Origin of the sequence: Streptomyces longisporoflavus (genome assembly GCF_014649775.1) — a bacterium.
GTDB lineage: Bacteria > Actinomycetota > Actinomycetes > Streptomycetales > Streptomycetaceae > Streptomyces > Streptomyces longisporoflavus.
Window position 1 is genome coordinate 41,247 of the sequence record NZ_BMTR01000004.1, and the last position, 22,959, is coordinate 64,205.

Below are 22,959 nucleotides of genomic sequence, written 5' to 3' on the forward strand. Positions count from 1 at the left end.
GGACGCCGGGGCGGAGCGGAGGGTTGCCCACCGGCCACAGGAGATTGTCCTACGTTCGCCGCATCTGCCGTGGATGCCCATCAGGTACGCCTCCTGATGGTCTGTCGGGAGATGGTGCGCGCATCGAGACCGGAGAGACCGCGCACGGCGACATACGCCTTTTCGCGGCCCGGCAGCGAGACGCGGCCCCGCAGGACCGCCTCCGGCTCCCGCTCGATGCGGTCGAGCAGCCGGCGGTAGATGCCCGCCATGGCGGCGACGCAGGCCCCGCTGCGCCGGTCGAGCATGGGAAGCAGCCGGTATCCCTCGGCGAAGAGGGCGCGCGCCCTGCGCACCTCGAAGTGCACGAGCCCGGCGAAGTCGGATCCGGCGGGCGGCTCCGAGCCGGTGAACCCGGCGGAGCAGCCGAACTTGGCGAGGTCGTCGGCCGGCAGATAGGTGCGCCCGCCCTCCGCGTCCTCGCGCACGTCGCGCAGGATGTTGGTCAATTGGAGCGCGAGGCCGAGCGTGTCCGCGTACTCCGGCGCGCGCTCGGCGTTGAGCGCCCCCCGTTCCGTGCCGAACACGCCGAGCGAGAGCCGCCCGATGGCCCCGGCCACGCACCGGCAGTAGACCTTGAGGTCCTCCCACGTCTCGTACGTCTCGCCGCGGACGTCCATCAGGACGCCGTCGATCAGTTCGTCGAGGCCGCCGAGCGGGATGGGGAAGTGCGCGGCGGCATGCGCGAGCGCCACCGCCACGGGGTCGGTGTCGTCCTCGTCCACCCGGCCCTCGCGGATCCGGACGAGCAGCGCCCTGGTCTCGTCGAGGCGCTCGGCCTTGACGTCCGGGGCGAGCGCGCCGTCGCCGATGTCGTCCACGCGGCGCGAGAGGGCGTAGAGCGCCGACATCGCGCGGCGCTTGGGCATCGGGAGCAGCCTGATGCCGTACGCGAAATTGCGTGCCTGCTGTCCGGTCACGGCCTCGCAGTAGCTGTATGCGGCGAGTACCGGCGCGGACACGTTCGGGCCTGACTCCACGGTCCGGCTCACCCCTCTCCTCGCAGAACCGCCCCCGCCTCACGCAGCAAACGCGGCTTGGCGGGCTTCGGCGGTCCGGGAAGTACGTCGTATCCGGCGGCGGCGATCGCGTGAACCGCTGCCCTCCCCCCAGCCACGAAGCCCGCAAGCAGCACCTTCAGCCTGCCGTGGACGCTACCCACCAAGGGGGTTCCTTCATTCAGGAGGCAGCGGGCGCGTTCTGCTTCATATGCAACCAGCGCGCGCACCGATGCGCCTGCTGTCGGTGCGGCCAGATCCCGTTCCCGGACGTGGAAGCGTTTCATGTCCTCGGCCGGCAGGTAGATGCGGTCCCGTCCCAGGTCCTCGGCGACGTCCTGGAGGTGCTCGACGATCTGGAGGGCGGTGCACACGGCGTCCGAGCGGCGGATCCGCTCCGGGGTCGCGGTGCCGGTGATGCCGAGGACGAGCCGGCCCACGGGGTTCGCGGACAGCTCGCAGTAGGCGAGCAGGTCGTCGTACGTCTCGTAGCGCGTGACGAGCTGGTCCTGGCGGTTGGCCTCGATCAGGCCGAGGAAGGGCTCGGGCGTGAGGCCGCAGCGGCGCACGGTGGGCTGGAGCGCCCGCAGCAAGGGGTGCCGCGGTGTGGCGTCGAAGACCCGGTGCAGGTCGGCCTCGAAGGCGTCCAGGAGGACGAGCCGGTCGTCGGCGGCCTCCGGGTCCACGCCGAGGTGGCGGGCGTCGGCTCCGCCGGGGGCCAGGTCGCCGTCGCCGATGTCGTCGACGAGGCGGGCATAGCCGTACACGGCCATGAGGTCGCCGCGCCAGGCGCGGGGCAGGAAGAAGGGCGCCACGGGGAAGTTCTCGTCCGCGGCCTTCGCGAGGACGGCGGATGCGTCGCGTAGCTGGAGATCATCCGTAGCCATTGCCGTCACATCTCCCGTTCTACACTGCCGATCCAATACATCCTATTTCGGACACGCCGCCCGGCCCTCCGCGAGGCGGACCGTGCCATGAGCCGGGGCGCCGCGCGATATCGCCCCACTTGCCGCGAATCAGCACCGGTACAGCTTACGTTGTACAACGCGGCCTGCGTCGTCGGGGTGTTCAGCGCATCACAACAACACACCGATTGGCGTCAAAGTTCCCCGGGCTTACGGGACTTGAGTGATTCGGGGCAACTAACGGGGCGATCGGAGACTCAGGAAGCGGCAGGGCCCCGCCGGATTCACTCCGGCGGGGCCCTGGCTCGTTCGGGTGTACGGAAGGGGCTATTTGCCCGTGAACTTCTCGTACTCCTTTATGACCTCGTCGGTCGGCCCGTCCATGCGGAGCTCGCCGCGTTCCAGCCACAGCACGCGGTCGCACGTGTCGCGGATGGACTTGTTGTTGTGGCTGACGAGGAAGACCGTGCCGGCCTCCTTGCGCAGCTCGCGGATGCGGGCCTCGGAGCGCTTTTGGAACTTGCGGTCGCCGGTCGCGAGCGCCTCGTCGATCATCAGGACGTCGTGGTCCTTGGCGGCCGCGATGGAGAAGCGCAGGCGGGCCGCCATGCCGGAGGAGTAGGTCCGCATCGGCAGGGTGATGAAGTCGCCCTTCTCGTTGATGCCCGAGAAATCGACGATGTCCTGGTAGCGGTCCCTGATCTGCTCGCGTGTCATGCCCATCGCGAGTCCGCCGAGAATGACGTTGCGCTCGCCCGTCAGGTCGTTCATCAGGGCCGCGTTCACGCCGAGCAGCGAGGGCTGGCCGTCGGTGTAGACCTTGCCCTTCTCGGCGGGCAGCAGGCCGGCGATGGCGCGCAGCAGGGTCGACTTTCCGGAGCCGTTCGAGCCGATCAGGCCGATGGCCTCGCCGCGGTAGGAGGTGAAGCTGACGCCGCGCACGGCGTGCACCTTGCGCACGCCCCGCTCCTCGCCGCGCCTGAGGATGCGGCTCAGCGCCGAGGTGGCGCTGCCCTTGCCCGTCTTGGCGCCGTTCACGCGGTACACGATGTGCAGGTCGTCGGCGATGACGGTGGGGATGTGCGTCTTGTCGGGGTTCTTGTCCTCGTCAGCCACGGCCGTAACGCTCCTCAGCCTTCCAGAAGTACACGAAGCCCACTACGCCGAACAGAACCGCCCAGCCGACGGCGATGAACCACACGTGCTCCGGCAGGTACGAGGAGCCGTAGTCGTCGATCATGGCGAAGCGGATCAGGTCCATGTAGACGGCGGCCGGGTTCCACTGGAGCACGTCCCCCACCCAGCTGGGCACGCTCTCCTTGGTGGCGAGCATCGCGGGGATGCTGAACATGACGCCCGAGGCGTACATCCAGGTCCGCATCACGAACGGCATCAGCTGCGCCAGGTCGGGCGTCTTGCTGCCCATCCGGGCGAAGATCAGCGCCAGACCCATGTTGAACAGGAACTGCAGGAGCAGCGCGGGAAGGACCAGGAACCAGGACAGGGCCGGGAAGATCCCGAACGCGCACATGATGATGACGAGCACGATCATCGAGAACAGCAGCTGCTGGAGCTGCTGGAGCGCGAAGGAGATCGGCAGCGAGGCCCGCGGGAAGTGCAGCGCCCGCACCAGGCCGAGGTTGCCGGAGATCGCCCGCACGCCGGCCATGACCGAGCTCTGCGTGAACGTGAAGACGAAGACGCCGGTCACCAGGAAGGGCACGTAGATGTGGTGCGGAATGCCCTCCCTCGCGCCGAGGAGCAGTCCGAAGATGAAGAAGTAGACCGCGGCGTTCAGGAGCGGCGTCGCCACCTGCCACAGCTGGCCGAGCTTGGCCTGGCTGTACTGGGCGGTCAGCTTCGCCTGGGAGAAGGCGAGGATGAAGTGGCGCCGTCCCCAGAGCTGGTGGACGTACTCGAAAAGTCCGGGCCGTGCGCCGCTGACGGTCAGACCGTACTTGGCGGCGAGATCGGCCCGGGAGAGCCCGTCATCGGGCGGCGGTGTCGACGGGGATGCTGTCACCGCGACCCCGCCGTCATGCGTTGTCTCACTCACGAGTGGAAACTTTCGTCTTCAGATGCGCAGCCGGTCGGGCGTAGGCGTGGGCCAGGGACCGGGGTATGGCCCAGATGTTCTCAGACCCGAGCTTCTCAGATCACAGGAGGTCGGCCCAGTCGGGTCAGGCGCCACACCGTACGCCACTTCATCGGCTTGCGCGGTCCGCACGGCGTCGTCCAGCCCTCCTTGAAGCCGCCGAACCAGGCCTTGAGCGCGGGCCCCGAAGGCTTCCTGGCCAGGGTCAGGAGCATCCACACGCCGAGGTAGACCGGGACCAGGAGCGCGGGCAGATTCCGGCGGGCGAGCCAGACACGGTTGCGGGCGACCATCCGGTGGTAGACCGCGTGCCGCGAGGGGGCGGTCGTCGGGTGGAAGAGCACCATGTCGGCGCGGTAGTCGATCATCCAGCCCGCGTTCAGGGCACGCCAGGCGAGGTCGGTCTCCTCGTGGGCGTAGAAGAACTCGTCGGGCAGCCCGCCGACCTCGGCCATGACCTGCGTACGGACGGCGTTGGCGCCGCCGAGGAAGGTCGTCACGCGCGAGGAGCGCATCGGGTCGGCCGCGCGCAGGCGCGGAACGTGGCGACGCTGGGTCTCCCCCGTGTCCGGGTCCGCGATGCGGAAGCTGATGATGCCCAGCTTCGGGTCGGCGGCGAAGGCCTCGCGGCACAGCTGGGCCGTGTCCGTGTTGGCCAGGAGGCCGTCGTCGTCGAGGAAGAGGAGCACGTCGACATCCGTGCCGCCGGGGCCGAAGGCCTCGATGCCGACGTTGCGTCCGCCGGGGATGCCGAGGTTCTCGGGCAGCTCGACGGTGCGTACGCCCTCGGGGACGTCGGGCACGGGGGCGCCGTTGCCGACGACCACCACCTCGACCGGGTCGCCGTCCTGCTTGGCGACCGAGTCGAGCAGGGCGCGCAGCTCCTGCGGCCGGTTGCCCATGGTGATGATGACCGCGCCGACCTTCAGGGGCCGGCTCCCCGCGGCACTCACTTCAGCCTGCTGGAAGCGAGGATGGACACGAGGTGCAGCAGCGTCTGGAGCAGCGCGATACCGGCGAGTACGGCGACACCGAGCCGCGAGAAGAACAGATCGCCCCGCACCTGGTCCACGATCGCCAGGACCAGGATGAGCAGGGACGCCTCGATGCCGAGCACGAGCCGGTGGAACTTCAGCGCGCCCGCGGCCCGGCGGGCCAGGGCCATGCCGGAGGAGCGCGGCTCGGAGGCCGACTCCTTGACCGGCGCGAGGCCCTGCTGGTGGCGGGCGACACCGACGAGGTCGGTCTCCGCCTTGATCAGGATGGCGCCGAGCGCGGCGAGCGTGCCGAGGAAGGCCCACAGCCAGTCGATCCGGCCCGAGCCCCACAGGTCGGCGGCGCGCAGACCGAAGCCGACCAGGACCGCGGCGTCGCACAGGTAGGCGGCGACCCGGTCGAGGTAGACCCCGGCCATGGAGTACTGCTTGCGCCAGCGGGCGATCTCTCCGTCGACGCAGTCGAGCAGGAGATACAGCTGGACCATGATCACGCCGAGCACGGCGCCCGTGATCCCCGGCACCAGAAGCGCCGGGGCGGCGAGGGCGCCGGCCACGGTCATCAGATACGTGAGCTGGTTGGGCGTGATCCTGGTGTTCACCAGGTAGCGGTCGCAGCGCAGCGAGATCTCTCGCATGTACAGGCGTCCCGCCCAGTGCTCACCGCTGCGCCGGTCCTTCACCCCTGCGGGGTGAACGACGGGGCGGAGTTCAGCTACCGATGGCCTTGGCATAGTCGGCGTATGCGTCCTTGATCTGGTCGGAATTCAGATTGAGGTGCTCGAGGATCGTGTAGCGCCCGGGGCGCGTCTGCGGGGCGTACTCCACGACCTGGACGAACTCGTCCACGGTGAAGCCGATCTCCTCCGGCGTCACGGGAAGGCCGTGCCTGCGCAGCACCTCCACCATGTACAGCGACTCCTCGCGCGCTCCACGGAGGAACATCGCGAAGGCCGCGCCCAGACCGCACTGCTCGCCGTGGCTGGCCGCGCGCTTGGGGAAGAGGAGGTCGAAGGCGTGGTTGATCTCGTGGCAGGCGCCGGACGCCGGGCGGGAGTCGCCCGACACGGACATCGCGATGCCGGTGAGGACCAGACCCTCGGCGAGGACCTGCAGGAAGGCGTCGTCGCCGACGCCGCCGGGGTGGCGCAGGACCGCTTCGCCCGCCTGGCGCGCCATCGCGGCCGCGAGGCCGTCGATGTCCTCGCCGCGTTCACGGGCGGCGAGCTCCCAGTCCGCGATCGCGGAGATGTTGGACAGGGCGTCGCCGATGCCGGAGCGCACGAACCGTACGGGGGCCTCACGGATCACGTCGAGGTCGATGACGACCGCGATGGGGTTCGGCACTCCGTACGAACCGCGGCCCGCGTCGTTGTCGAGCGTAGCGACCGGCGAGCACAGGCCGTCGTGCGACAGGTTCGTCGCGACGGCGACCAGCGGCGCGCCGACCCGCGCGGCGGCGAACTTGGCGCAGTCGATGATCTTGCCGCCGCCGAGGCCGACGACCGCGTCGTAGCGGCCCTTCTTGATGGCGTCGGCGAGCTTGATGGCGTCATCGAGCGTGCCGCCGCCGACCTCGAACCACTCGGCGGTGGGCAGCGACGGTTCGAGCCGCTCGCGGAGCACCGCGCCGGAGCCGCCGCTGATGGCGACGGCGAGCTTGCCGCTTGACGAGCAGATCCGCTGGTCGGCCAGGACCCCGGCCAGGTCGTTGAGCGCCCCCGGCCGGATGTCCACGACGACCGGCGAGGGGATGAGCCTCGTCAGTACTGGCACGCGATCTCCCGGCCCTTGGCGAGGTCGTCGTGGTTGTCGATCTCGACCCACTTGACGTCGCCGATCGGCTCCACGTCGACCTTGAAGCCGCGGTTGACGAGCTCCTGGTAGCCGTCCTCGTAGTAGAGGTCGGGGTCGCGCTCGAAGGTGGCCTTCAGGGCGTCGGCCAGCTGCTCGGCGGCGTCGCCCTCGATGAGCGTGACACCGATGTACTCACCGGTGGCGGTCGCCGGGTCCATCAGCTTGGTGATCTTCTGGACGCCCTTCTCGGGGTCCACGATGACCTTCATCTCCTCGTCGGCGAGGTTCTTCACCGTGTCGAGGGCGAGGATGATCTTCTTGCCGTCGCCGCGGGCGGCGAGCAGCGTCTTCTCGACGGAGACCGGGTGCACGGTGTCGCCGTTGGCGAGGATCACCGTGTGCTTGATCGCGTCACGACCGCACCAGAGGGAGTAGGCGTTGTTCCACTCCTCGGCCTTGTCGTTGTCGATCAGCGTGAGCTTGAGGCCGTACTTCTCCTCGAGCGCCGCCTTGCGGTCGTAGACCGCCTCCTTGCGGTAGCCGACGATGATGGCCACCTCGGTGAGACCGATCTCCGCGAAGTTGCCGAGGGTCAGGTCGAGGATGGTGGTGTCACCGTCGACCGGCACCAGGGCCTTGGGAAGCGTGTCGGTGTAGGGGCGAAGACGCCGTCCGGCGCCGGCCGCCAGCACAAGGCCGATCATGCGGGTTCTCCTTCATCGTGTACGGCGGGTGCTCCGCGTTTATGGGCGGTCACCCAGAAGCGGATGCTCTCGACGAGCACCACAAGTGCCACGGCCACGGCGAGTGCCGTGAGCGCGACGGTGAAATCTGTGTCGGTGAGCAGGGTGGCGGCGAGGGCGACCACCAGCGTCCTGCCCTCATGCCCGCCGATCGTCCGCACCAGCCAGTGCGGCGGCGCGCCCGCGCCGCCGCGAATCCGGTACACCGTGTCGTAGTGATGGTAGGCGACGGCGGACACCAGTCCGAAAGCCGCGGGCAAGGCGCCGTTCACGTCCGCCTTGGCGGCGAGCAGCAGGATCGTGCCGTACTCGGCCGCGCGGAAGAACGGCGGGACCAGCCAGTCGAGGGCGCCCTTGAGGGGGCGGGCGACGGCGAGCCCCGACGTGACGACGTAGATCACCGCGGCGACGACGACCCACGGGCTGCCGTAGGACGTCAGGCCCGCCACGCAGGCGAGCACCGCGCCGCCGGCGAAGGCGATGACCGGCGCGGGGAGTCCGACGCTCCTGAGTGCCGCGAAGGCGGCGGCGAGCGGCCCGGTGTCGGCGAGGTCACCGAGTGCCTGTGCGGCGCGGTCGGTGCGGGTGGCCCTGCGGGTCAGCGAGCGCAGGACACGGCCCGCCGTGGTGTAGCAGGCGGCGAGGCCGCAGCCGATGAGCAGCACGATCAGGGTGATGCGGGGGGTGGTCACCGCGGTGAGGACGGCGATCAGCGCCCAGCGCTCGCCGATCGGCAGCACGATCATCCGGCGCAGCCAGACGGTCCAGCCGACGCTGTCGAGCTTGTCCGATAGGGCGGCCGTGGGGCTGGTGTTGGCATTGGCGGCGATGCTGTCGGCGTTCGCCTCGTTGAAGGAGAAGTCCACGACGTGCCGGGCCGTCTGCAGGACCATCGCGCCGAGCGCGAGCGCCCACACGTCGTCGCCACCGCGGGCCGCGCCCAGCGCCAGGCCCGCGTAGTAGGCGTACTCCTTGGCCCGGTCGAAGGTCGCGTCGAGCCAGGCGCCCAGCGTCGAGTACTGCAGGGAGTAGCGGGCCAACTGCCCGTCCGTGCAGTCCAGGACGAAGGAGAAGAGCAGGAGCAGACCGGCCGCGACGAAGCCGCCGCGGGTGCCGGTGGCCGCGCAGCCCGCCGCGATCAGGGCGACGAGCAGCGAGGCGGTGGTGACCTGGTTGGGAGTGAGGCCGCGGCGCGCGCACCAGCGGGCGATGTAGCGCGAGTACGGGGAGATGCAGTACGTCGTGAAGAAGCCGTCCCGCGATTTGACGGCCGTGCGCAGGCGTACGGCCTCGTCGTCCACGGCGGCGACGGCCTGGCGCGCCTCGTTGCGCGTCTGCGGGTCGCTGGGCACGGTGGCGACGAGGGTGCCGAGGTCGGGGCGGTGGACGTCGCGGCCTTCGGCGGCCAGGGTCTCGGAGACGTGGTCCGCGAGCGCCTCCACCGTCAGGGCGGAGCCGCCGCCGTTGCCGGAACCGGTGGCGGCGCCGAGGGCGCGCGTCAGGTCGGCCCGGGCCTCGGGCTGAGCGGTGACGGCGCCGGGGACGGCCGAGGCCGCGAAGCGCGGGTCCGTCAGGCCGAGGCGGAGCGCGTGGACGTGGCCCACGAAGCGCGCGTCGACGATCGCGACCCGCTGCCCGGCAGGGACGGCGGCGAGCAGCGTCTCGGTGTCCGCCGCGTCGGAGGCGACCCGGACGTCAAACCCCAGGGACCGCAGATCGCCTTCGAGCGGCGACCCGGGGACCGGCTGACCGGTCAGGATGGCGGTCGACAGACGAACTCACTCCTTGATTGCCGGCGCGCGCGCCGGGCACGTGCGTGATGAGGGGCGCCCCTGGCCGACACGGGCCGGGCGGCACGTCGGCAGAGGCTATCGGATGATGGGAAGCGGGCGTTCACCGCCCGTTTACGGCCCCATAAGCATGACCTGCAGAGGCCTCCGCCAACTCGATCATCATGGTCGATCGGGGGCGGCGGCCACAAACCGCGCTTCATGCGACCGGCACAAACGACATAAAGTCGACGCCCATGACATGGATGATCACAGGTGGAGCGGGATATATCGGGGCGCATGTGGCGCGGGCGATGGCCGGTGCCGGTGAGCGGGTCGTCGTCCTCGACGACGTCTCGGCCGGGGTGCCCGAGCGGCTCCCGGCGGACATCCCCCTCATCAGGGGCTCGTCGCTCGACGCCGAGCTGCTGCGGCGGGTCTTCGCCGAGCACGAGGTGACGGGTGTGGTGCATCTCGCGGCCCGCAAGCAGGTCGGCGAGTCCGTGGAGCAGCCGCTGCGCTACTACCGGGAGAACCTGGGCGGCCTGGTGACGCTGCTCGAAGCGGTGGCCGAGGCCGGCATCAAGCGCTTCGTCTTCTCCTCGTCGGCCGCGGTGTACGGCAACCCGCCCGACGCGGCCCTGGTGACGGAGGCCACCCCCTGCGTGCCGATCAACCCCTACGGCGAGACGAAGCTCGCCGGGGAGTGGCTGGTGCGGTCCGCGGGGCGGGCGCACGGCATCGCGACGGTGTGCCTGCGCTACTTCAACGTGGCGGGCGCCGCGGCTCCCGAGCTCGCGGACAACGGGGTCTACAACGTGATCCCGATGGTCTTCGACCGGCTCACCCGCGGCGAGTCGCCGCGGATCTTCGGCGACGACCATCCGACGCCGGACGGCACGTGCGTACGCGACTACGTCCACGTCGCCGACCTCGCCGACGCCCACCTCGCGGCGGCCCGCCGCGTCGAGTCGCACCCCGAGGGGGACCTGACGGTGAACATCGGCCGGGGCGAGGGCGTTTCCGTACGCGAACTCGTCACGCTCATCGGCGAGATCTCCGGCGACGCCCGCCCGGCACTCGTCGAGCCGCGCCGCGAGGGCGACGCGCCGCGCGCCGTGGCGGACGCGAGCCTGGCCGCGGAGAAGCTGGGCTGGAAGGCGCGGCGCACGGTACGCGAGATGGTCGAATCCGCGTGGGCGGGTTGGTGCCTCCACCACCCCGAGGTGCGCCGCTCCTGATCGCGTCAACGCTCTGACCTGCGGTCATTTCCGCAGGTCAGAGCATATGACAACGGTGTTCAGTGCCGTGTTGCCGGGTACCCCCTCCCCGTAGTTCACTGTGATCGCGACAGACGCGCGACCGGGGAACAGAAGACCGATACCGAGCACACGGAGGCGGCTTCCATGGGGGCAGGGCACGACCACGGACACGCTCATCACGGGGGGACCGCGACGGCGGCGTACCGGGGGCGGCTGCGTATCGCCCTCTCGATCACGCTGACCGTCATGGTGGTGGAGATCGTCGGCGGCATCATGGCGGATTCGCTCGCGCTCATCGCGGACGCGACGCACATGGCCACGGACGCCCTCGGCCTCGGCATGGCGCTGCTCGCGATCCAGTTCGCGGGCCGCCCGGCGACGGAGAACCGCACCTTCGGCTATGCCCGCGCCGAGATCCTGGCCGCGCTCGCCAACTGTCTGCTGCTGCTCGGCGTCGGCGGTTACGTCCTGTTCGAGGCGATCCAGCGGTTCATCACGCCCGCCGAAACCGCGGGCGGACTGACCATCGCCTTCGGCGTCGTCGGCCTGGTGGCGAACATGATCTCGCTCTCGCTCCTGATGCGCGGCCAGCAGGACAGCCTGAACGTGCGCGGTGCGTTCCTTGAGGTCATGGCCGACGCCCTTGGCTCCCTCGCGGTGATCGTGGCGGCGGTCCTCATCCTGACGACCGGCTGGCAGGCCGCGGACCCGATCGCCTCACTGGTCATCGGCCTCATGATCGTCCCGCGTACGGTGAAGCTCCTGCGGGAGACCCTGAACGTCCTCCTGGAGTCCGCGCCGAAGAACGTCGACATGGCCGAGGTCCGCTCGCACATACTGGCCCTGCCGGGCGTCGAGGACGTCCACGACCTGCACGCCTGGACCATCACGTCGGGAATGCCGGTCCTCTCCGCACACGTGGTCGTCAGCACCGAGACGCTGAACGCGATCGGCAACGAGAAGATGCTGCACGAACTGCAGGGCTGCCTGGGCGACCACTTCGACGTCGAGCACTGCACATTCCAACTGGAGCCGATCGGCCACGCGGAACACGAGGCGAAGCTCTGCCACTGACGCCCCTGAGAGTGGCTTCCGGTGGTTCCTTGCGAGCAGCACCGGTCTCGTGCGGCAGACTTGAGGCTCGTAGACCGAAGCGAAGGATGGGTATGCCGACCACACCTGCCACCGCGGCGAACAGTTCGTCGAACGGCACCGGAGAAGCGATCTTGCTGGAACTCGTGGACGAGGACGGCAGGACGATCGGCACAGCGGAGAAACTCTCCGCGCATCAAGCGCCCGGGCAGCTGCACCGGGCGTTCTCCGTTTTCCTCTTCGACGAGCAGGGGCGGCTGCTCCTGCAACAGCGCGCCCTCGGCAAGTACCACTCCCCCGGCGTCTGGTCGAACACCTGCTGCGGCCACCCGTACCCCGGCGAGGCGCCGTTCGCGGCCGCCGCGCGCCGGACGTACGAGGAGCTGGGCGTCTCGCCCTCGCTGCTCGCGGAGGCGGGCACGGTGCGCTACAACCACCCGGACCCGGACTCGGGCCTGGTGGAGCAGGAGTTCAACCACCTCTTCGTGGGGATGGTCCAGTCGCCGCTGCGGCCCGACGCCGACGAGGTGGGCGAGACCGCGTTCGTGACGGCCGGGGAGCTGGCGGAGCGGCACGCCGAGGGACGGTTCTCCGCGTGGTTCATGACGGTCCTCGACTCGGCGCGGCCCGCGATCCGTGAGCTGACGGGGCCTTCCGCCGGCTGGTGAGTCAACTTCCGTGCGGGGCGGCTCCGTTGGGCTTCAGGGGCAGGGCCGCCCAGATGACCTTGCCCCCGCTCGCGGTCTGCTCGACGTCGCAGGCGCCGCCCGCCTCCTGGGTGATCTCGCGGACCAGGAGAAGACCGCGGCCGCCGGTCTGGCCGTGGTCGGCCACCAGGGCGGTCGGGCGGTAGGGATGGTCGTCCTCCACGGAGACCCGCACCCACTCGGCGCCCACCGCCACCTCCACCGCCAGCATGGGCGAGAGCAGGGCCGCGTGCCGCACCGCGTTGGTGACCAGTTCGGAAACGATCAGGAGCAAGCCCTGCACGAGGTCGTCCGACGCGGGCACGCCCTGCCGGGTGAGCAGGTCGCGTACCGCGTGCCGTGCCTGGGGCACCGAGGCGTCGACCGCGGCGGCGGTGAACCGCCACACCCCCTCGTACGGCACCTTCTCGGTCTCGCGAGGGAGTGGGCCCAGCCCCCTCCCCTCGTCGTCCATCGTCCGGTCGCCGCCCTTGCGCTCGATTGTCACCACACATCGAGTGTTGGGAACGCACTGGGTGCGACCGCATGACTGACCAGAAGTCAGCAATTATCGGCGGTATCTGATCACGTTCGTCCGACCGCGTCAGCCCTACGACAGTTCCTGTTCCCCCGGCTTCGCTTTCGTGCCTTCTTCGGTTTGTACGGGTTGTGCCGGTTGTGCGGGGGGTTCTTGGCGCTCCGTGACCATGCTCACGATCCGGCGCCCGCCGAGGCCCGTGGCCAGCAGGCCCAGGCCGTCGAAGAGCAGTGCGAGCGAGAAGAAGCAGCCGATCACGTACTGGCTGCTGCTGGGCCAGTTGGCGAGCACGAGGATGCCGAGCAGCAGACCGAAGGCACCCTGCACGAGCGTCCAGCCGAACTGCGGTCCGCGCACCACCAGGCTCCCGACCAGGCGGAAGACACCTCCGGTCAGGAACAGCAGCGCCGCGAACATCGTCAGAGCCTCCGCCGCCACTTCCGGCCTGCGGATGATCACTACACCGGCCGCGAGGTTCAGCGCCGCCACCACGACACCCAGCCAGAAGAAGTTCGTGCCGCGCGACTGCACCGCGTGCAGCAGCCCGACGAAGCCGCCCACCAGGAGCAGCCAGCCGAAGAGGAGCATGGAGGTGAGGGTGGCCACGCCCGTGTACACGAGGCCCACGATTCCCGCCACCGCGAGGATCGCGCCGAGCAGGGCGAGCCAGCCGAAGCCGCGGTTGAGCCGCTTGGCGTCTTTGGCCCCCGGCGCGGCGGGGTTCGGCGGCCCGCTGGACCCGGGGCTCTCGGCGGATGGGGAGGTGTCGGCGGGCTTGGAGGTCTTGAACAGGGCCATCAGCGTCTCCGTCCTGCTTCCCCCGCTGCGCAGAGTTCTCAGGGCCGCCCCTTCTTGATCGTACGTTCGGGGCGTGCGGATAGCATCCGGCGCATGGAGCCGCAGCTGAGGCACGCCGTCACCGACGGTGTCGCCACCGTCGTCATCGACCATCCGGCCAAGCGCAACGCCATGACGGCGGACATGTGGCGGCAGCTGCCGCCGCTGCTCGCCGGGCTCGCCGCCGACCCGGCCGTACGGACGGTCGTGCTGACCGGCGAGGGCGCGACCTTCTGCGCGGGGGCCGACATCTCCTCGCTGCGGCAGTCGCCGGGCGAGGCACAGGAGCTCGCGGTGCTGGCCGAGGAGGCGCTCGCGGCCTTTCCGAAGCCGACGCTCGCGGCGGTGCGGGGCTACTGCGTGGGCGGGGGCAGCCAGCTCGCGGCGGCCTGTGATCTGCGGTTCGCGGACGAGGGCGCCCTCTTCGGGATCACTCCGGCGAAGCTGGGCATCGTCTACCCTTCCTCGTCCACGCGGCGCCTGGTGTCCCTTGTGGGGCCCGCCACCGCCAAGTACCTGCTGTTCTCGGGCGAGTTGATCGGTGCGGAACGTGCGCTGCGCACCGGTCTGGTGGACGAGGTGCCGCCCGCGGGCGAGCTGGACAAGCGGGTCGCGGAGTTCACCAGGATCCTCGCCGCGCGCTCGCAGCTGACGCAGGCCGCGGCCAAGGAGTTCGCCGCGGGGCGCCTTGACCGGGACGCCTACTGGGGCGAGCAGGCGCGCGCGGGCGGCGACACCGCCGAGGGTGTCGCCGCCTTCCTGGAGCGCCGCGAGCCGCGCTTCACGTGGATGCCCCGGGCGACCCCCGCCGACTGAAGCGGCCGGCCGCGCGGAACTGCTCGACCAGGTGCGCCGGCGCCTTCCGCGGCGAACCGGCGTCGTAGGGCGGCTGCGGGTCGTACTCCGTCAGGAGCTGCACGGCCCGGGCCCGCTCGTCCCCCGCGATCCGGCCGACGAGGGCGAGCCCCATGTCGATGCCGGAGGAGACGCCGGCCGCCGTGACGTACTTGCCGTCGAACACGACCCGCTCCTCCGTCGGCTCCGCGCCGAACCGCTCCAGCTCCGCGAGCGCGAGCCAGTGCGAGGTGGCGCGGCGGCCCTTGAGCAGTCCGGCGGAGGCGAGCAGGAGGGAGCCGGTGCACACGGACGTGGTCCAGGTGCTGGTGGCGTCCGCGGAGCGCAGCCAGCCAAGCAGCGCCTCGTTCGCCATCTGCTCGCTCTGCCCCGGTCCGCCGGGGACGACGAGGACGTCGGGTTCGGGCACGTCGGCCAGGGCGCGGTCGGCCACGAGCGCGAGGGAACCGCTGTCGTTGCGCACCGGCCCGGGGCGCTCCGCCACGAAGACGGTCTCGGCGCCGGGCACACGGCTGAGGATCTCGTACGGGCCGACGGCGTCCAGGGCCGTGAAGCGGTCGAACAGGACGATGGCGATCTGCATGGGGTGCCTATCCGTGGAGGGCGGGGACCGGCCGTGGTGCGCTTGAGGCAATCGGGGCGCGCGGGGCGAGTGGGCCTTGGAAGCGCCGTCTGTACTCGGCGGGCGCCGCGCCGAGGATCTTGACGAAGGCCCGGCGCATCGCCTCCGGAGTGCCGTAGCCGCAGGCGCGCGAGATCTGCTCCACTCCGTCGGAGGTGTCCTCCAGGAGCCGCCGCGCGTGCTCGACGCGCACGCGCTCGACGTACCTGCCCGGCGTCATGCCGGTCTCCGTCTGGAAAGCGCGGGCGAAGTGCCGGGGAGAGAGCCGGGCGCGGGCGGCGAGCGACTCGACGCACAGATCGTCGTCCGGATGCTCGGTGATCCACTGCTGGACCTCGCGCAGGGGCTCACGCCGGGCGGTCTGCGCGGCGAGCTGGGCGCTGAACTGCGCCTGGTTCGCGGGACGCCGCAGGAAGACGACGAGGAAGCGGGCGACCGTCAGCGCCTCGTCCCGGCTCAGATCCTCCTCCACGAGCGCGAGCGCCAGGTCGATGCCCGCGGTCACGCCCGCGGACGTCGCGACGTGACCGTCGCGGACGAAGATCGGATCGGGGTCGACCTCGACGGCGGGGTGGTCGCGGGCGAGCTTGTCACAGAACGCCCAGTGCGTCGTCGCCCGGCGGCCGTCCAGGAGGCCGGCCTCGGCGAGGAGGATCGCGCCGGTGCAGACCGAGACCAGGCGCTGCGCGCGGGGGGCGTTCTCGCGGATCCAGGCGATCAGGCGCGGGTCGGCCTCGCGGGTGCCGAGGCCGCCGGGGGCCAGGAGGGTGTGCGGGACAGGGGCATCGGCGAGGGAGCAGTCCGGTACGAGGGTGAGTCCGCTGGAGGTACGTACGGGGGCGCCGTCCAGGGACGCGGTGCGGATAAGGTACGCGGGTTCGTCGCCGCCGCGGCAGGCGGCGGCGCCCGCGAAGACTTCCACCGGCCCCGTGACGTCGAGACTCTGCACCCCGTCGAAGAGGACGACCAGTACGGTTCGCTGCTCCATGCCCCTGATTCTTGGTCCCGCACCTGATGGCCGCAATGACGTATGGCCCTCTTTTCCTGCCATCGGCTGTCCTCGGCTGCTCTCGGCTGCCCCTCACCTGCCATCGGCTGTCCTCGGCGGACCGGCCGCCCGGGACGACCACGGCGGCCGGGAGGACGGTACGCCCCGCGTGAGCGCCCCGGCCTTCACCTCATACCAACCAGTCGGTAACGTGCGTCCATGACTTCTCTCTCGCCCCCCTCCCCGGCCGCGTCACTGCACCCTCGCGCGGGACGTCGGTGTCACAACGTGCTCAATTCGCTGCACTCGACGCACTACTTCTCGCCCGACACGGGCCGCGTGCTGGCCGAGACCGGGATCACCGACCCCAGGGCCGTCAATTTCGCCGTGCGTACGGCGGCCATGGGACCGGTCGGGGCGGGAGTGGTCACGGCCGCGTTCTACAACTACAAGCACGAGGCCGTCGCCCGGCACGTCCCCGGCATCTGGCGCGTCGCCTCCCCCGAGGACGTCCTCGCCGCACGCCTGCGCGCCGTCGACGCGACGCTGCGGCGCCTCCTCGGCGAGGACGCCCTCGCGTCCCCCGAGGTGGCGGAGGCGGCCGAGCTCGCGCTGCGCGCCACCGAGGCCTGCTCCCGTTCCGCACGCCCTCTCTACGCCGCCCACGCGGACCTGCCCGTCCCCGAGCAGCCGCACCTCGCGCTCTGGCACGCCGCGACCCTGCTGCGCGAGCACCGGGGCGACGGCCACCTCACGGTCCTCCAGCACGCGGAACTCGACGGCCTGGAGGCCCTGGTGAGCCACACGGCGACCGGCAAGGGCATGCGGCCGAAGTGGAACTTCTCCACGCGCGGCTGGAACCAGGAGGAATGGGACGCGGCTGTCCAGCGCCTGCACGCCCGCGGACTGCACGACGGGGTCGCCGAGTTGACGGAGGCGGGCGTCGAGCTGCGCCGGGACGTCGAGGAGGCCACGGACCGTCTCGACCGGGCGCCGTACGAGCACCTGGGCGCCGCTGGCGTCGAGCGCCTGACGGAGCTGGGGACGGTCTTCGCGGGCGCCGCGCTGCAGGCCGGGGCGTTCCCGGCGGACCTGCTCGGCAAGGAGTAGCCGGGACCACGAGGAGCGGACAGGCGGGGCACGCGGCGGCCGGGGATTGTCCGGGGCCGTACGAGGTACCCGTCCGTCTCCGGTCCCGCGCGCTGTGTGCGGGACCTGGCGACGAAAGGGGAATCCCGTGTTCCGTGCGATCTGGGACATCCTGCGCACGATCGGCACGGCGCTCGCCCTCCTGGTGACCTGGCCCTTCCGCGCTCTGGCCCGCCTCTTCGGCAAAGCCTCACGCTCCGCAGGCCGGACGGGACGCCGGCCGGCGCGGGCACGCCGGGTCTGATCCCCCCGCTGTCGGTGCCACCTGCCACAATTGCCCGGCAACCCCAGTGAGAAGGCGGGAAACGTGGCACCTCTGCAGACGTCCACTCCAGCATCGATCGAAGGCAGGATCGCCGAAGAACTCGGCGTACGGGAGCGGCAGGTGAAGGCCGCCGTCGACCTGCTCGACGGCGGCTCGACGGTGCCCTTCATCGCTCGCTACCGCAAGGAAGCGACCGAGATGCTCGACGACGCGCAGCTGCGCACGCTCGAGGAGCGCCTGCGCTATCTGCGGGAGCTCGAGGAGCGGCGCACGGCGATCCTCGAATCGGTGCGCGAGCAGGGCAAGCTCACCGACGAACTCGAGGCGCAGATCCGCGCCGCCGACACCAAGGCGCGGCTCGAGGACATCTACCTGCCGTTCAAGCCGAAGCGCCGCACGAAGGCGCAGATCGCCCGCGAGGCAGGCCTCGAACCGCTGGCCGACGGACTGCTCGGCGACCCCTCGGTGGAGCCGCTCGCCGCGGCCACGGCCTTCGTGGACGCCGACAAGGGCGTCGCGGAGCCGCAGGCCGCCCTGGACGGCGCCCGCGCGATCCTCGCCGAGCGGTTCTCCGAGGACGCCGACCTGATCGGCGAGCTGCGCGAGCGCATGTGGGTGCGCGGCCGTCTCGTCGCGAAGGTCCGCGACGGCAAGGAGGAGGCCGGCGCCAAGTTCGCCGACTACTTCGACTTCGCCGAGCCCTTCAAGGAGCTGCCCTCGCACCGCGTCCTCGCGATGCTGCGCGGCGAGAAGGAGGACGTGCTCGACCTCGTCCTCGAACCGGAGGAGGCCACGGAGGGCCCGTCCTCGTACGAGGGGATGGTCGCCCACCGCTTCGGCATCCAGGACCGGGGCCGCCCCGCGGACAAGTGGCTGCAGGACACGGTGCGCTGGTCCTGGCGGACCCGCATCCTGGTGCACCTGGGGATCGACCTGCGCCTGCGCCTGCGTACGGCCGCCGAGGACGAGGCCGTGCGGGTCTTCGCGTCGAACCTGCGCGACCTGCTGCTCGCCGCACCGGCGGGCACGCGCGCGACGCTGGGGCTCGACCCCGGTTTCCGTACGGGCGTGAAGGTCGCCGTGGTCGACGCGACCGGCAAGGTCGTCGCCACCGACGTCATCAACCCGCACGTCCCGGCGAACAAGTGGGACCAGTCCCTGGCCACGCTCGCGAAGCTCGCCAAGGAGCACTCGGTCGACCTGATCGCGATCGGGAACGGCACGGCGTCCCGCGAGACGGACAAGCTCGCCGGCGAACTCATCGCGAAGCACCCGGAGTTGAACCTCACGAAGGTGATGGTCTCCGAGGCGGGCGCCTCGGTGTACTCCGCGTCGGCCTTCGCCTCGCAGGAGCTGCCCGACATGGACGTGTCGCTGCGCGGCGCCGTGTCCATCGCGCGCCGCCTCCAGGACCCGCTCGCCGAACTGGTGAAGATCGACCCGAAGTCCATCGGCGTCGGCCAGTACCAGCACGACCTCTCCGAGGTGAAGCTGTCCCGCTCCCTCGACGCGGTCGTGGAGGACTGTGTGAACGGCGTGGGCGTGGACGTGAACACCGCGTCCGCCCCGCTGCTCGCCCGGGTCTCCGGCATCGGCGCCGGACTCGCCGAGAACATCGTGTCGCACCGCGACGCGAACGGCCCCTTCACGTCCCGCAAGGGCCTCAAAGACGTGGCCCGGCTCGGCCCCAAGGCGTACGAGCAGTGTGCGGGCTTCCTGCGCATCCGCGGCGGCGACGACCCGCTGGACGCCTCCGCCGTGCACCCCGAGGCCTATCCGGTGGTGCGCAGGATGGCGAAGAAGACGGGCGGCGAGGTCGCCTCGCTCGTCGGGGACACGGCGACGCTGCGCTCGCTGCGGCCGGACGAGTTCGTGGACGAGTCCTTCGGCCTGCCGACCGTGACCGACATCCTCAAGGAGCTGGAGAAGCCCGGGCGCGACCCGCGTCCGGCGTTCAAGACGGCGACCTTCAAGGACGGCGTCGAGAAGATCTCCGACCTCGCGTCCGGGATGGTCCTTGAGGGCGTCGTCACGAACGTGGCGGCGTTCGGCGCCTTCGTGGACATCGGCGTCCACCAGGACGGGCTCGTGCACGTCTCCGCGATGTCCAGGACGTTCGTCAAGGACCCGCGGGACGTGGTGAAGCCGGGCGACATCGTCAAGGTGAAGGTGATGGACGTCGACATCCCGCGCAAGCGGATCTCGCTGACGCTGCGCCTGGACGACGAGGCGACCCCGGCGGGCGGCGAGCAGCCCAAGCGCGGCGGGCGTCCGCCGCAGCAGCGGGGCCAGCGGCCCCCGCGCAAGGAGGGCGGCCAGGGCAGCCAGGGCGGTCAGGGCCGGGGCCAGCGCAAGGAGCGGCAGGGCCCGCCCCCGGCCAACGACGCGATGGCGGACGCGCTGCGCCGGGCCGGGCTTCTGGACCCCAAGAAGCGCTGACCCGCGCAGCGCCGGCGGAGGTCAGGGTGACAGCTCGTTCACCTTGCCCTCCGCCACCTCAAGACGGCGCGTGACCCGTACGGCGTCCAGCATCCTGCGGTCGTGCGTCACGAGGAGCAGCGTGCCCTGGTAGGCGTCGAGGGCCGACTCCAGCTGCTCGATCGCCGGCAGGTCGAGGTGGTTCGTCGGCTCGTCGAGGACCAGGAGGTTGACCCCCCGGCCCTGGAGCAGCGCCAGGCCCGCGCGGGTGCGTTCGCCCGGCGAGAGGGTGGCCGCCGGGCGCAGGACGTGTGCCGCCTTCAGGCCGAACTTGGCCAGCAGCGTGCGCACCTCGGCCGGTTCGGTGTCGGGGACGGCCGCGCAGAACGCGTCCAGGAGCGACTCCGGGCCGTGGAACAGCGCGCGGGCCTGGTCCACCTCGCCCACGAGCACCCCGGAGCCGAGAGCCGCGTGGCCCGCGTCCGTGGGGATGCGGGTCAGCAGGGTGCCGAGCAGGGTCGACTTGCCCGAGCCGTTCGCGCCGGTGATCGCCACCCGGTCCGCCCAGTCGAGCTGCAGCGTCACTGGTCCGAGGGTGAAGTCGCCGCGGTGCACCTCGGCGTCGCGCAGGGTGGCGACGACGCTGCCGGAGCGCGGCGCGGAGGCGATCTCCATGCGCAGCTCCCACTCCTTGCGGGGCTCCTCGACGGTGTCGAGCCGCTCGATCATGCGCTGCGTCTGGCGCGCCTTCGCGGCCTGCTTCTCGCTGGCCTCGCTGCGGAAGTTCCGGCCGATCTTGTCGTTGTCGCCCGCCTTGCGCCGGGCGTTCTTGACGCCCTTGTCCATCCAGCCGCGCTGCATCTGGGCGCGGCTCTCCAGGGCGGACTTCTTGTCGGCGTACTCCTCGAACTCGTCGCGGGCGTGGCGGCGGGCGACGTCACGCTCCTCCAGATACGCCTCGTAGCCGCCGCCGTAGAGGTTGATCTGCTGCTGGGCGAGGTCGAGTTCGAGGACCTTGGTGACGGTGCGGGTGAGGAACTCGCGGTCGTGGCTGACGACGACCGTGCCGGCGCGCAGTCCCCGTACGAAGCTCTCCAGGCGTTCGAGGCCCGCCAGGTCGAGGTCGTTGGTCGGCTCGTCCAGGAGGAACACGTCGTAGCGGGAGAGGAGGAGCGAGGCGAGGCCCGCGCGGGCGGCCTGGCCGCCGGAGAGGGAGGTCATCGGCTGGTCGAGGCTGATGTCGAGGCCCAGGGACGCGGCGACCTCCTCGGCCCGCTCGTCCAGGTCGGCGCCGCCGAGCGCCAGCCAGCGTTCCAGGCTCAGCGCGTACGCGTCGTCCGCGCCCGGTGTGCCGTCGACCAGGCCCTGCGTGGCCTCGTCCATGGTCCGCTGGGCTTCCTCGACGCCGGTGCGCCGGGCCAGGAAGCCGCGGATCGACTCGCCGGGGCGGCGCTCGGGCTCCTGCGGCAGGTGGCCCACTGCGGCGGTGGGCGGGGAGAGGCGCAGTTCGCCGCTCTCCGGGGTGTCCAGGCCCGCCAGGAGACGGAGCAGGGTCGACTTGCCGGCGCCGTTGGCGCCGACCAGGCCGATGACGTCGCCGGGGGCGACGACCAGCTCCAGGGCGGAGAAGAGGGAGCGGTCGCCGTGGCCGGCGGCGAGGTTCTTGGCGACGAGGGTTGCGGTCATCAGGGGGTCGAGTTTAGGCGAGGCCGCGGGCCGCTCTCCCGGCAGCGGGGGCACGGTGCACCCGAGCCGCCGGCTAGCGCGCTATCGGGGCCGCCAGGACGCTGTCCGTCGTCCGTGCCACCACGAACGAATGGCCCTTCGTCGCCTTCGCGTCCAGCGTCACGCGGTGCTCCCCCGGCTCCAGAACGCCGTCGAAGACCTGGTGGGTCCGGGTGCGGGAGAGCCGGTCGAGGCGGTACGCGATGAGCTGGACCCGGCAGGTCGAGGTGATCTCGACGTCCGCCGTGCCGTGCGCCGCCGCGAGCCGGGTCAGGCGGCGCTGCTCCGGCGGGCTGGGGTCGAGGGCGTCCTCGATCTGCGCGACCAGGAGCGGGATGATCGGGGCCAGGCCGTCGACGTACGCGACCTGGATCCCCGCCCCGTCGAATGCGGCGCGTACCCCTTCGCGCGTCGCCGCCGGCACCCCGCGCCCGAAGACCACCGCCCCGTAGGTCCGCAGCTCGTCCGGCGGCACGCCCGTCGCGTCCGCCGCGATCTCGGCGCCGATGCCGATGGTGCGCAGCGCCGCCGCGAGCTTGGCCGGCACGGCGACCCGGGCCCCGATCAGGAGCACCCTGCGCCGCGCCGCCGGTTCGCCGCGGGTCAGCAACTGGCCCAGGGCGGCGCGGTATTGGGCGCCGTCGAAGCGGAAGGGCCCTATGCCGTGGTAGCCGTTGAGTTCCAGGTCGGCCTGCTCGGCCGTCTGCCAGGCGAAGTCCCGCCATACGTAGGTGTCGGAGCCGTCCGGCGCCCGCTCGATGACCGCCGTGACCGCTCCGCATTCCAGGCCTTCGCATTCGGGGCAGCCGTAGATGACGTGGCGGTCGTCGCGCAGGGGTGCCTCCGCCTCCAGGAGGAGCCCGCGCACATGGTGGGTGAAGATCGCTGGGGGTACGTCGGAGGCCAGGGGGGAGACGGCGTCGAGGTCGGAGAGGTGGAACAGCAGGGGGCGCCCGTTCACAATGAAGTCGAGGAAATCCCGGTGGACTTGGTATTCACCGTTGGCGAGGACTCCACCGGCGCGCATGGCCGGTGCCAGACCGAAGGTCGCGTACTCGGCAGACATGCTGTGAGTATCCCCACCCGGAAGCTGATGTGAGCACGGCATGAGGCATTCCGCTGCCTGCCCGGGGCGGGCGGGGCGCGTGAAGGCGATGTGTTGACGGCCGTGCGCCCCGATT

At 71.1% G+C, this 22,959-nt stretch carries 22 protein-coding genes; 7 read left to right on the forward strand and 15 right to left on the reverse strand.

All coding sequences use genetic code 11. The features are described from left to right. Positions 1-80: 80 nt before the first annotated feature. The 9 genes from hpnD to IE226_RS09400 all read right to left on the reverse strand — a co-directional run bounded on the left by hpnD (position 81) and on the right by IE226_RS09400 (position 9,344). Positions 81-1,031, reverse strand: coding sequence for a presqualene diphosphate synthase HpnD (gene hpnD / locus IE226_RS09360; RefSeq protein ID WP_190080609.1), 951 nt, complete (start codon positions 1,029-1,031; stop codon positions 81-83). Continuing rightward, a complete protein-coding gene (gene hpnC / locus IE226_RS09365) occupies positions 1,028-1,924 on the reverse strand; it encodes a squalene synthase HpnC (RefSeq protein WP_190080610.1) in 897 nt (298 codons plus the stop codon). Before hpnC ends, hpnD begins: the two co-directional genes overlap by 4 nt. A gap of 345 nt (positions 1,925-2,269) precedes the next feature. Then, positions 2,270-3,058, reverse strand: coding sequence for an ABC transporter ATP-binding protein (locus IE226_RS09370; RefSeq protein WP_190080611.1), 789 nt, complete (start codon positions 3,056-3,058; stop codon positions 2,270-2,272). Continuing rightward, positions 3,051-3,998 (reverse strand): ABC transporter permease, encoded by a 948-nt coding sequence (locus IE226_RS09375; protein ID WP_190080612.1) that lies wholly within the window; start codon positions 3,996-3,998, stop codon positions 3,051-3,053. The genes IE226_RS09370 and IE226_RS09375 overlap by 8 nt, the downstream gene beginning before the upstream one ends. A 95-nt stretch (positions 3,999-4,093) precedes the next feature. Further along, on the reverse strand, positions 4,094-4,939 hold the full coding sequence (locus IE226_RS09380) for a glycosyltransferase family 2 protein (RefSeq protein ID WP_190080973.1): 846 nt from the start codon (positions 4,937-4,939) through the stop codon (positions 4,094-4,096). 47 nt (positions 4,940-4,986) lie between these two features. Then, positions 4,987-5,766, reverse strand: coding sequence for a CDP-alcohol phosphatidyltransferase family protein (locus IE226_RS09385; protein WP_190080613.1), 780 nt, complete (start codon positions 5,764-5,766; stop codon positions 4,987-4,989). Next, a complete protein-coding gene (locus IE226_RS09390; protein ID WP_190080614.1) occupies positions 5,744-6,808 on the reverse strand; it encodes an iron-containing alcohol dehydrogenase family protein in 1,065 nt (354 codons plus the stop codon). Before IE226_RS09390 ends, IE226_RS09385 begins: the two co-directional genes overlap by 23 nt. Beyond that, positions 6,796-7,533, reverse strand: coding sequence for a phosphocholine cytidylyltransferase family protein (locus tag IE226_RS09395; protein WP_190080615.1), 738 nt, complete (start codon positions 7,531-7,533; stop codon positions 6,796-6,798). Before IE226_RS09395 ends, IE226_RS09390 begins: the two co-directional genes overlap by 13 nt. Next, positions 7,530-9,344 carry a DUF5941 domain-containing protein gene (locus tag IE226_RS09400; RefSeq protein ID WP_190080974.1) on the reverse strand — a complete coding sequence of 605 codons (1,815 nt, stop codon included), beginning with the start codon at positions 9,342-9,344 and terminating at the stop codon, positions 7,530-7,532. Before IE226_RS09400 ends, IE226_RS09395 begins: the two co-directional genes overlap by 4 nt. Positions 9,345-9,598: 254 nt before the next feature. On the opposite strand from IE226_RS09400, the gene galE reads away from it, so the two are divergent. The 3 genes from galE to idi all read left to right on the forward strand — a co-directional run bounded on the left by galE (position 9,599) and on the right by idi (position 12,363). Continuing rightward, on the forward strand, positions 9,599-10,582 hold the full coding sequence (gene galE, locus IE226_RS09405; protein ID WP_190080616.1) for a UDP-glucose 4-epimerase GalE: 984 nt from the start codon (positions 9,599-9,601) through the stop codon (positions 10,580-10,582). Between the two features lie 165 nt (positions 10,583-10,747). Continuing rightward, a complete protein-coding gene (locus IE226_RS09410; protein WP_190080617.1) occupies positions 10,748-11,677 on the forward strand; it encodes a cation diffusion facilitator family transporter in 930 nt (309 codons plus the stop codon). 92 nt (positions 11,678-11,769) lie between these two features. Next, on the forward strand, positions 11,770-12,363 hold the full coding sequence (gene idi, locus IE226_RS09415) for an isopentenyl-diphosphate Delta-isomerase (protein WP_190080618.1): 594 nt from the start codon (positions 11,770-11,772) through the stop codon (positions 12,361-12,363). Position 12,364: 1 nt separating this feature from the next. Here the strand turns inward: idi and IE226_RS09420 are convergent, their stop codons facing one another. Both IE226_RS09420 and IE226_RS09425 read right to left on the reverse strand, forming a co-directional pair. Next, a complete protein-coding gene (locus IE226_RS09420) occupies positions 12,365-12,892 on the reverse strand; it encodes an ATP-binding protein (RefSeq protein ID WP_373306915.1) in 528 nt (175 codons plus the stop codon). 99 nt (positions 12,893-12,991) lie between these two features. Continuing rightward, on the reverse strand, positions 12,992-13,717 hold the full coding sequence (locus IE226_RS09425) for an HdeD family acid-resistance protein (protein WP_190080619.1): 726 nt from the start codon (positions 13,715-13,717) through the stop codon (positions 12,992-12,994). A 93-nt stretch (positions 13,718-13,810) separates the two neighbouring features. Here IE226_RS09425 and IE226_RS09430 point away from each other — a divergent pair, with 93 nt between their 5' ends. Then, positions 13,811-14,572, forward strand: coding sequence for an enoyl-CoA hydratase/isomerase family protein (locus IE226_RS09430; protein WP_190080620.1), 762 nt, complete (start codon positions 13,811-13,813; stop codon positions 14,570-14,572). Here IE226_RS09430 and IE226_RS09435 read toward each other — a convergent pair. Both IE226_RS09435 and IE226_RS09440 read right to left on the reverse strand, forming a co-directional pair. Then, positions 14,538-15,194: a DJ-1/PfpI family protein gene (locus IE226_RS09435; RefSeq protein WP_190080621.1), complete on the reverse strand. Its 657-nt coding sequence runs from the start codon at positions 15,192-15,194 to the stop codon at positions 14,538-14,540. The two genes, IE226_RS09430 and IE226_RS09435, sit on opposite strands and share 35 nt — an antisense overlap. A 7-nt stretch (positions 15,195-15,201) precedes the next feature. Continuing rightward, a complete protein-coding gene (locus IE226_RS09440) occupies positions 15,202-16,221 on the reverse strand; it encodes a GlxA family transcriptional regulator (protein ID WP_190080622.1) in 1,020 nt (339 codons plus the stop codon). A gap of 219 nt (positions 16,222-16,440) precedes the next feature. On the opposite strand from IE226_RS09440, the gene IE226_RS09445 reads away from it, so the two are divergent. From IE226_RS09445 to IE226_RS09455, 3 genes are all read left to right on the forward strand, one after another. Further along, positions 16,441-17,331, forward strand: coding sequence for an SCO6745 family protein (locus IE226_RS09445; RefSeq protein WP_190080623.1), 891 nt, complete (start codon positions 16,441-16,443; stop codon positions 17,329-17,331). Positions 17,332-17,458: 127 nt separating this feature from the next. Continuing rightward, positions 17,459-17,614 (forward strand): LPFR motif small protein, encoded by a 156-nt coding sequence (locus IE226_RS09450; protein WP_190080624.1) that lies wholly within the window; start codon positions 17,459-17,461, stop codon positions 17,612-17,614. Between the two features lie 63 nt (positions 17,615-17,677). Next, entirely contained in the window at positions 17,678-20,074 is a 2,397-nt protein-coding gene (locus IE226_RS09455; protein ID WP_229870695.1) for a Tex family protein, read from the forward strand. A gap of 21 nt (positions 20,075-20,095) precedes the next feature. Here the strand turns inward: IE226_RS09455 and IE226_RS09460 are convergent, their stop codons facing one another. Continuing rightward, positions 20,096-21,739 carry an ABC-F family ATP-binding cassette domain-containing protein gene (locus IE226_RS09460; protein WP_190080625.1) on the reverse strand — a complete coding sequence of 548 codons (1,644 nt, stop codon included), beginning with the start codon at positions 21,737-21,739 and terminating at the stop codon, positions 20,096-20,098. 73 nt (positions 21,740-21,812) lie between these two features. Then, the gene (locus IE226_RS09465; protein ID WP_190080626.1) at positions 21,813-22,844 is read right to left on the reverse strand and encodes an oxidoreductase; all 1,032 of its coding nucleotides are present in this window, start codon (positions 22,842-22,844) and stop codon (positions 21,813-21,815) included. Between the last annotated feature and the right edge of the window lie 115 nt (positions 22,845-22,959).

Bases quoted from the DNA above. Each gene is read 5' to 3' on its own strand.
- hpnC (WP_190080610.1), bottom strand. From the start codon at position 1,924: ATGGCTACGGATGATCTCCAGCTACGCGACGCATCCGCCGTCCTCGCG.
- IE226_RS09380 (WP_190080973.1), bottom strand. From the start codon at position 4,939: ATGGGCAACCGGCCGCAGGAGCTGCGCGCCCTGCTCGACTCGGTCGCC.
- IE226_RS09385 (WP_190080613.1), bottom strand. From the start codon at position 5,766: ATGCCAAGGCCATCGGTAGCTGAACTCCGCCCCGTCGTTCACCCCGCA.
- IE226_RS09395 (WP_190080615.1), bottom strand. From the start codon at position 7,533: ATGATCGGCCTTGTGCTGGCGGCCGGCGCCGGACGGCGTCTTCGCCCC.
- galE (WP_190080616.1), top strand. From the start codon at position 9,599: ATGACATGGATGATCACAGGTGGAGCGGGATATATCGGGGCGCATGTG.
- IE226_RS09410 (WP_190080617.1), top strand. From the start codon at position 10,748: ATGGGGGCAGGGCACGACCACGGACACGCTCATCACGGGGGGACCGCG.
- idi (WP_190080618.1), top strand. From the start codon at position 11,770: ATGCCGACCACACCTGCCACCGCGGCGAACAGTTCGTCGAACGGCACC.
- IE226_RS09425 (WP_190080619.1), bottom strand. From the start codon at position 13,717: ATGGCCCTGTTCAAGACCTCCAAGCCCGCCGACACCTCCCCATCCGCC.
- IE226_RS09430 (WP_190080620.1), top strand. From the start codon at position 13,811: ATGGAGCCGCAGCTGAGGCACGCCGTCACCGACGGTGTCGCCACCGTC.
- IE226_RS09435 (WP_190080621.1), bottom strand. From the start codon at position 15,194: ATGCAGATCGCCATCGTCCTGTTCGACCGCTTCACGGCCCTGGACGCC.
- IE226_RS09440 (WP_190080622.1), bottom strand. From the start codon at position 16,221: ATGGAGCAGCGAACCGTACTGGTCGTCCTCTTCGACGGGGTGCAGAGT.
- IE226_RS09445 (WP_190080623.1), top strand. From the start codon at position 16,441: ATGACTTCTCTCTCGCCCCCCTCCCCGGCCGCGTCACTGCACCCTCGC.
- IE226_RS09460 (WP_190080625.1), bottom strand. From the start codon at position 21,739: ATGACCGCAACCCTCGTCGCCAAGAACCTCGCCGCCGGCCACGGCGAC.
- IE226_RS09465 (WP_190080626.1), bottom strand. From the start codon at position 22,844: ATGTCTGCCGAGTACGCGACCTTCGGTCTGGCACCGGCCATGCGCGCC.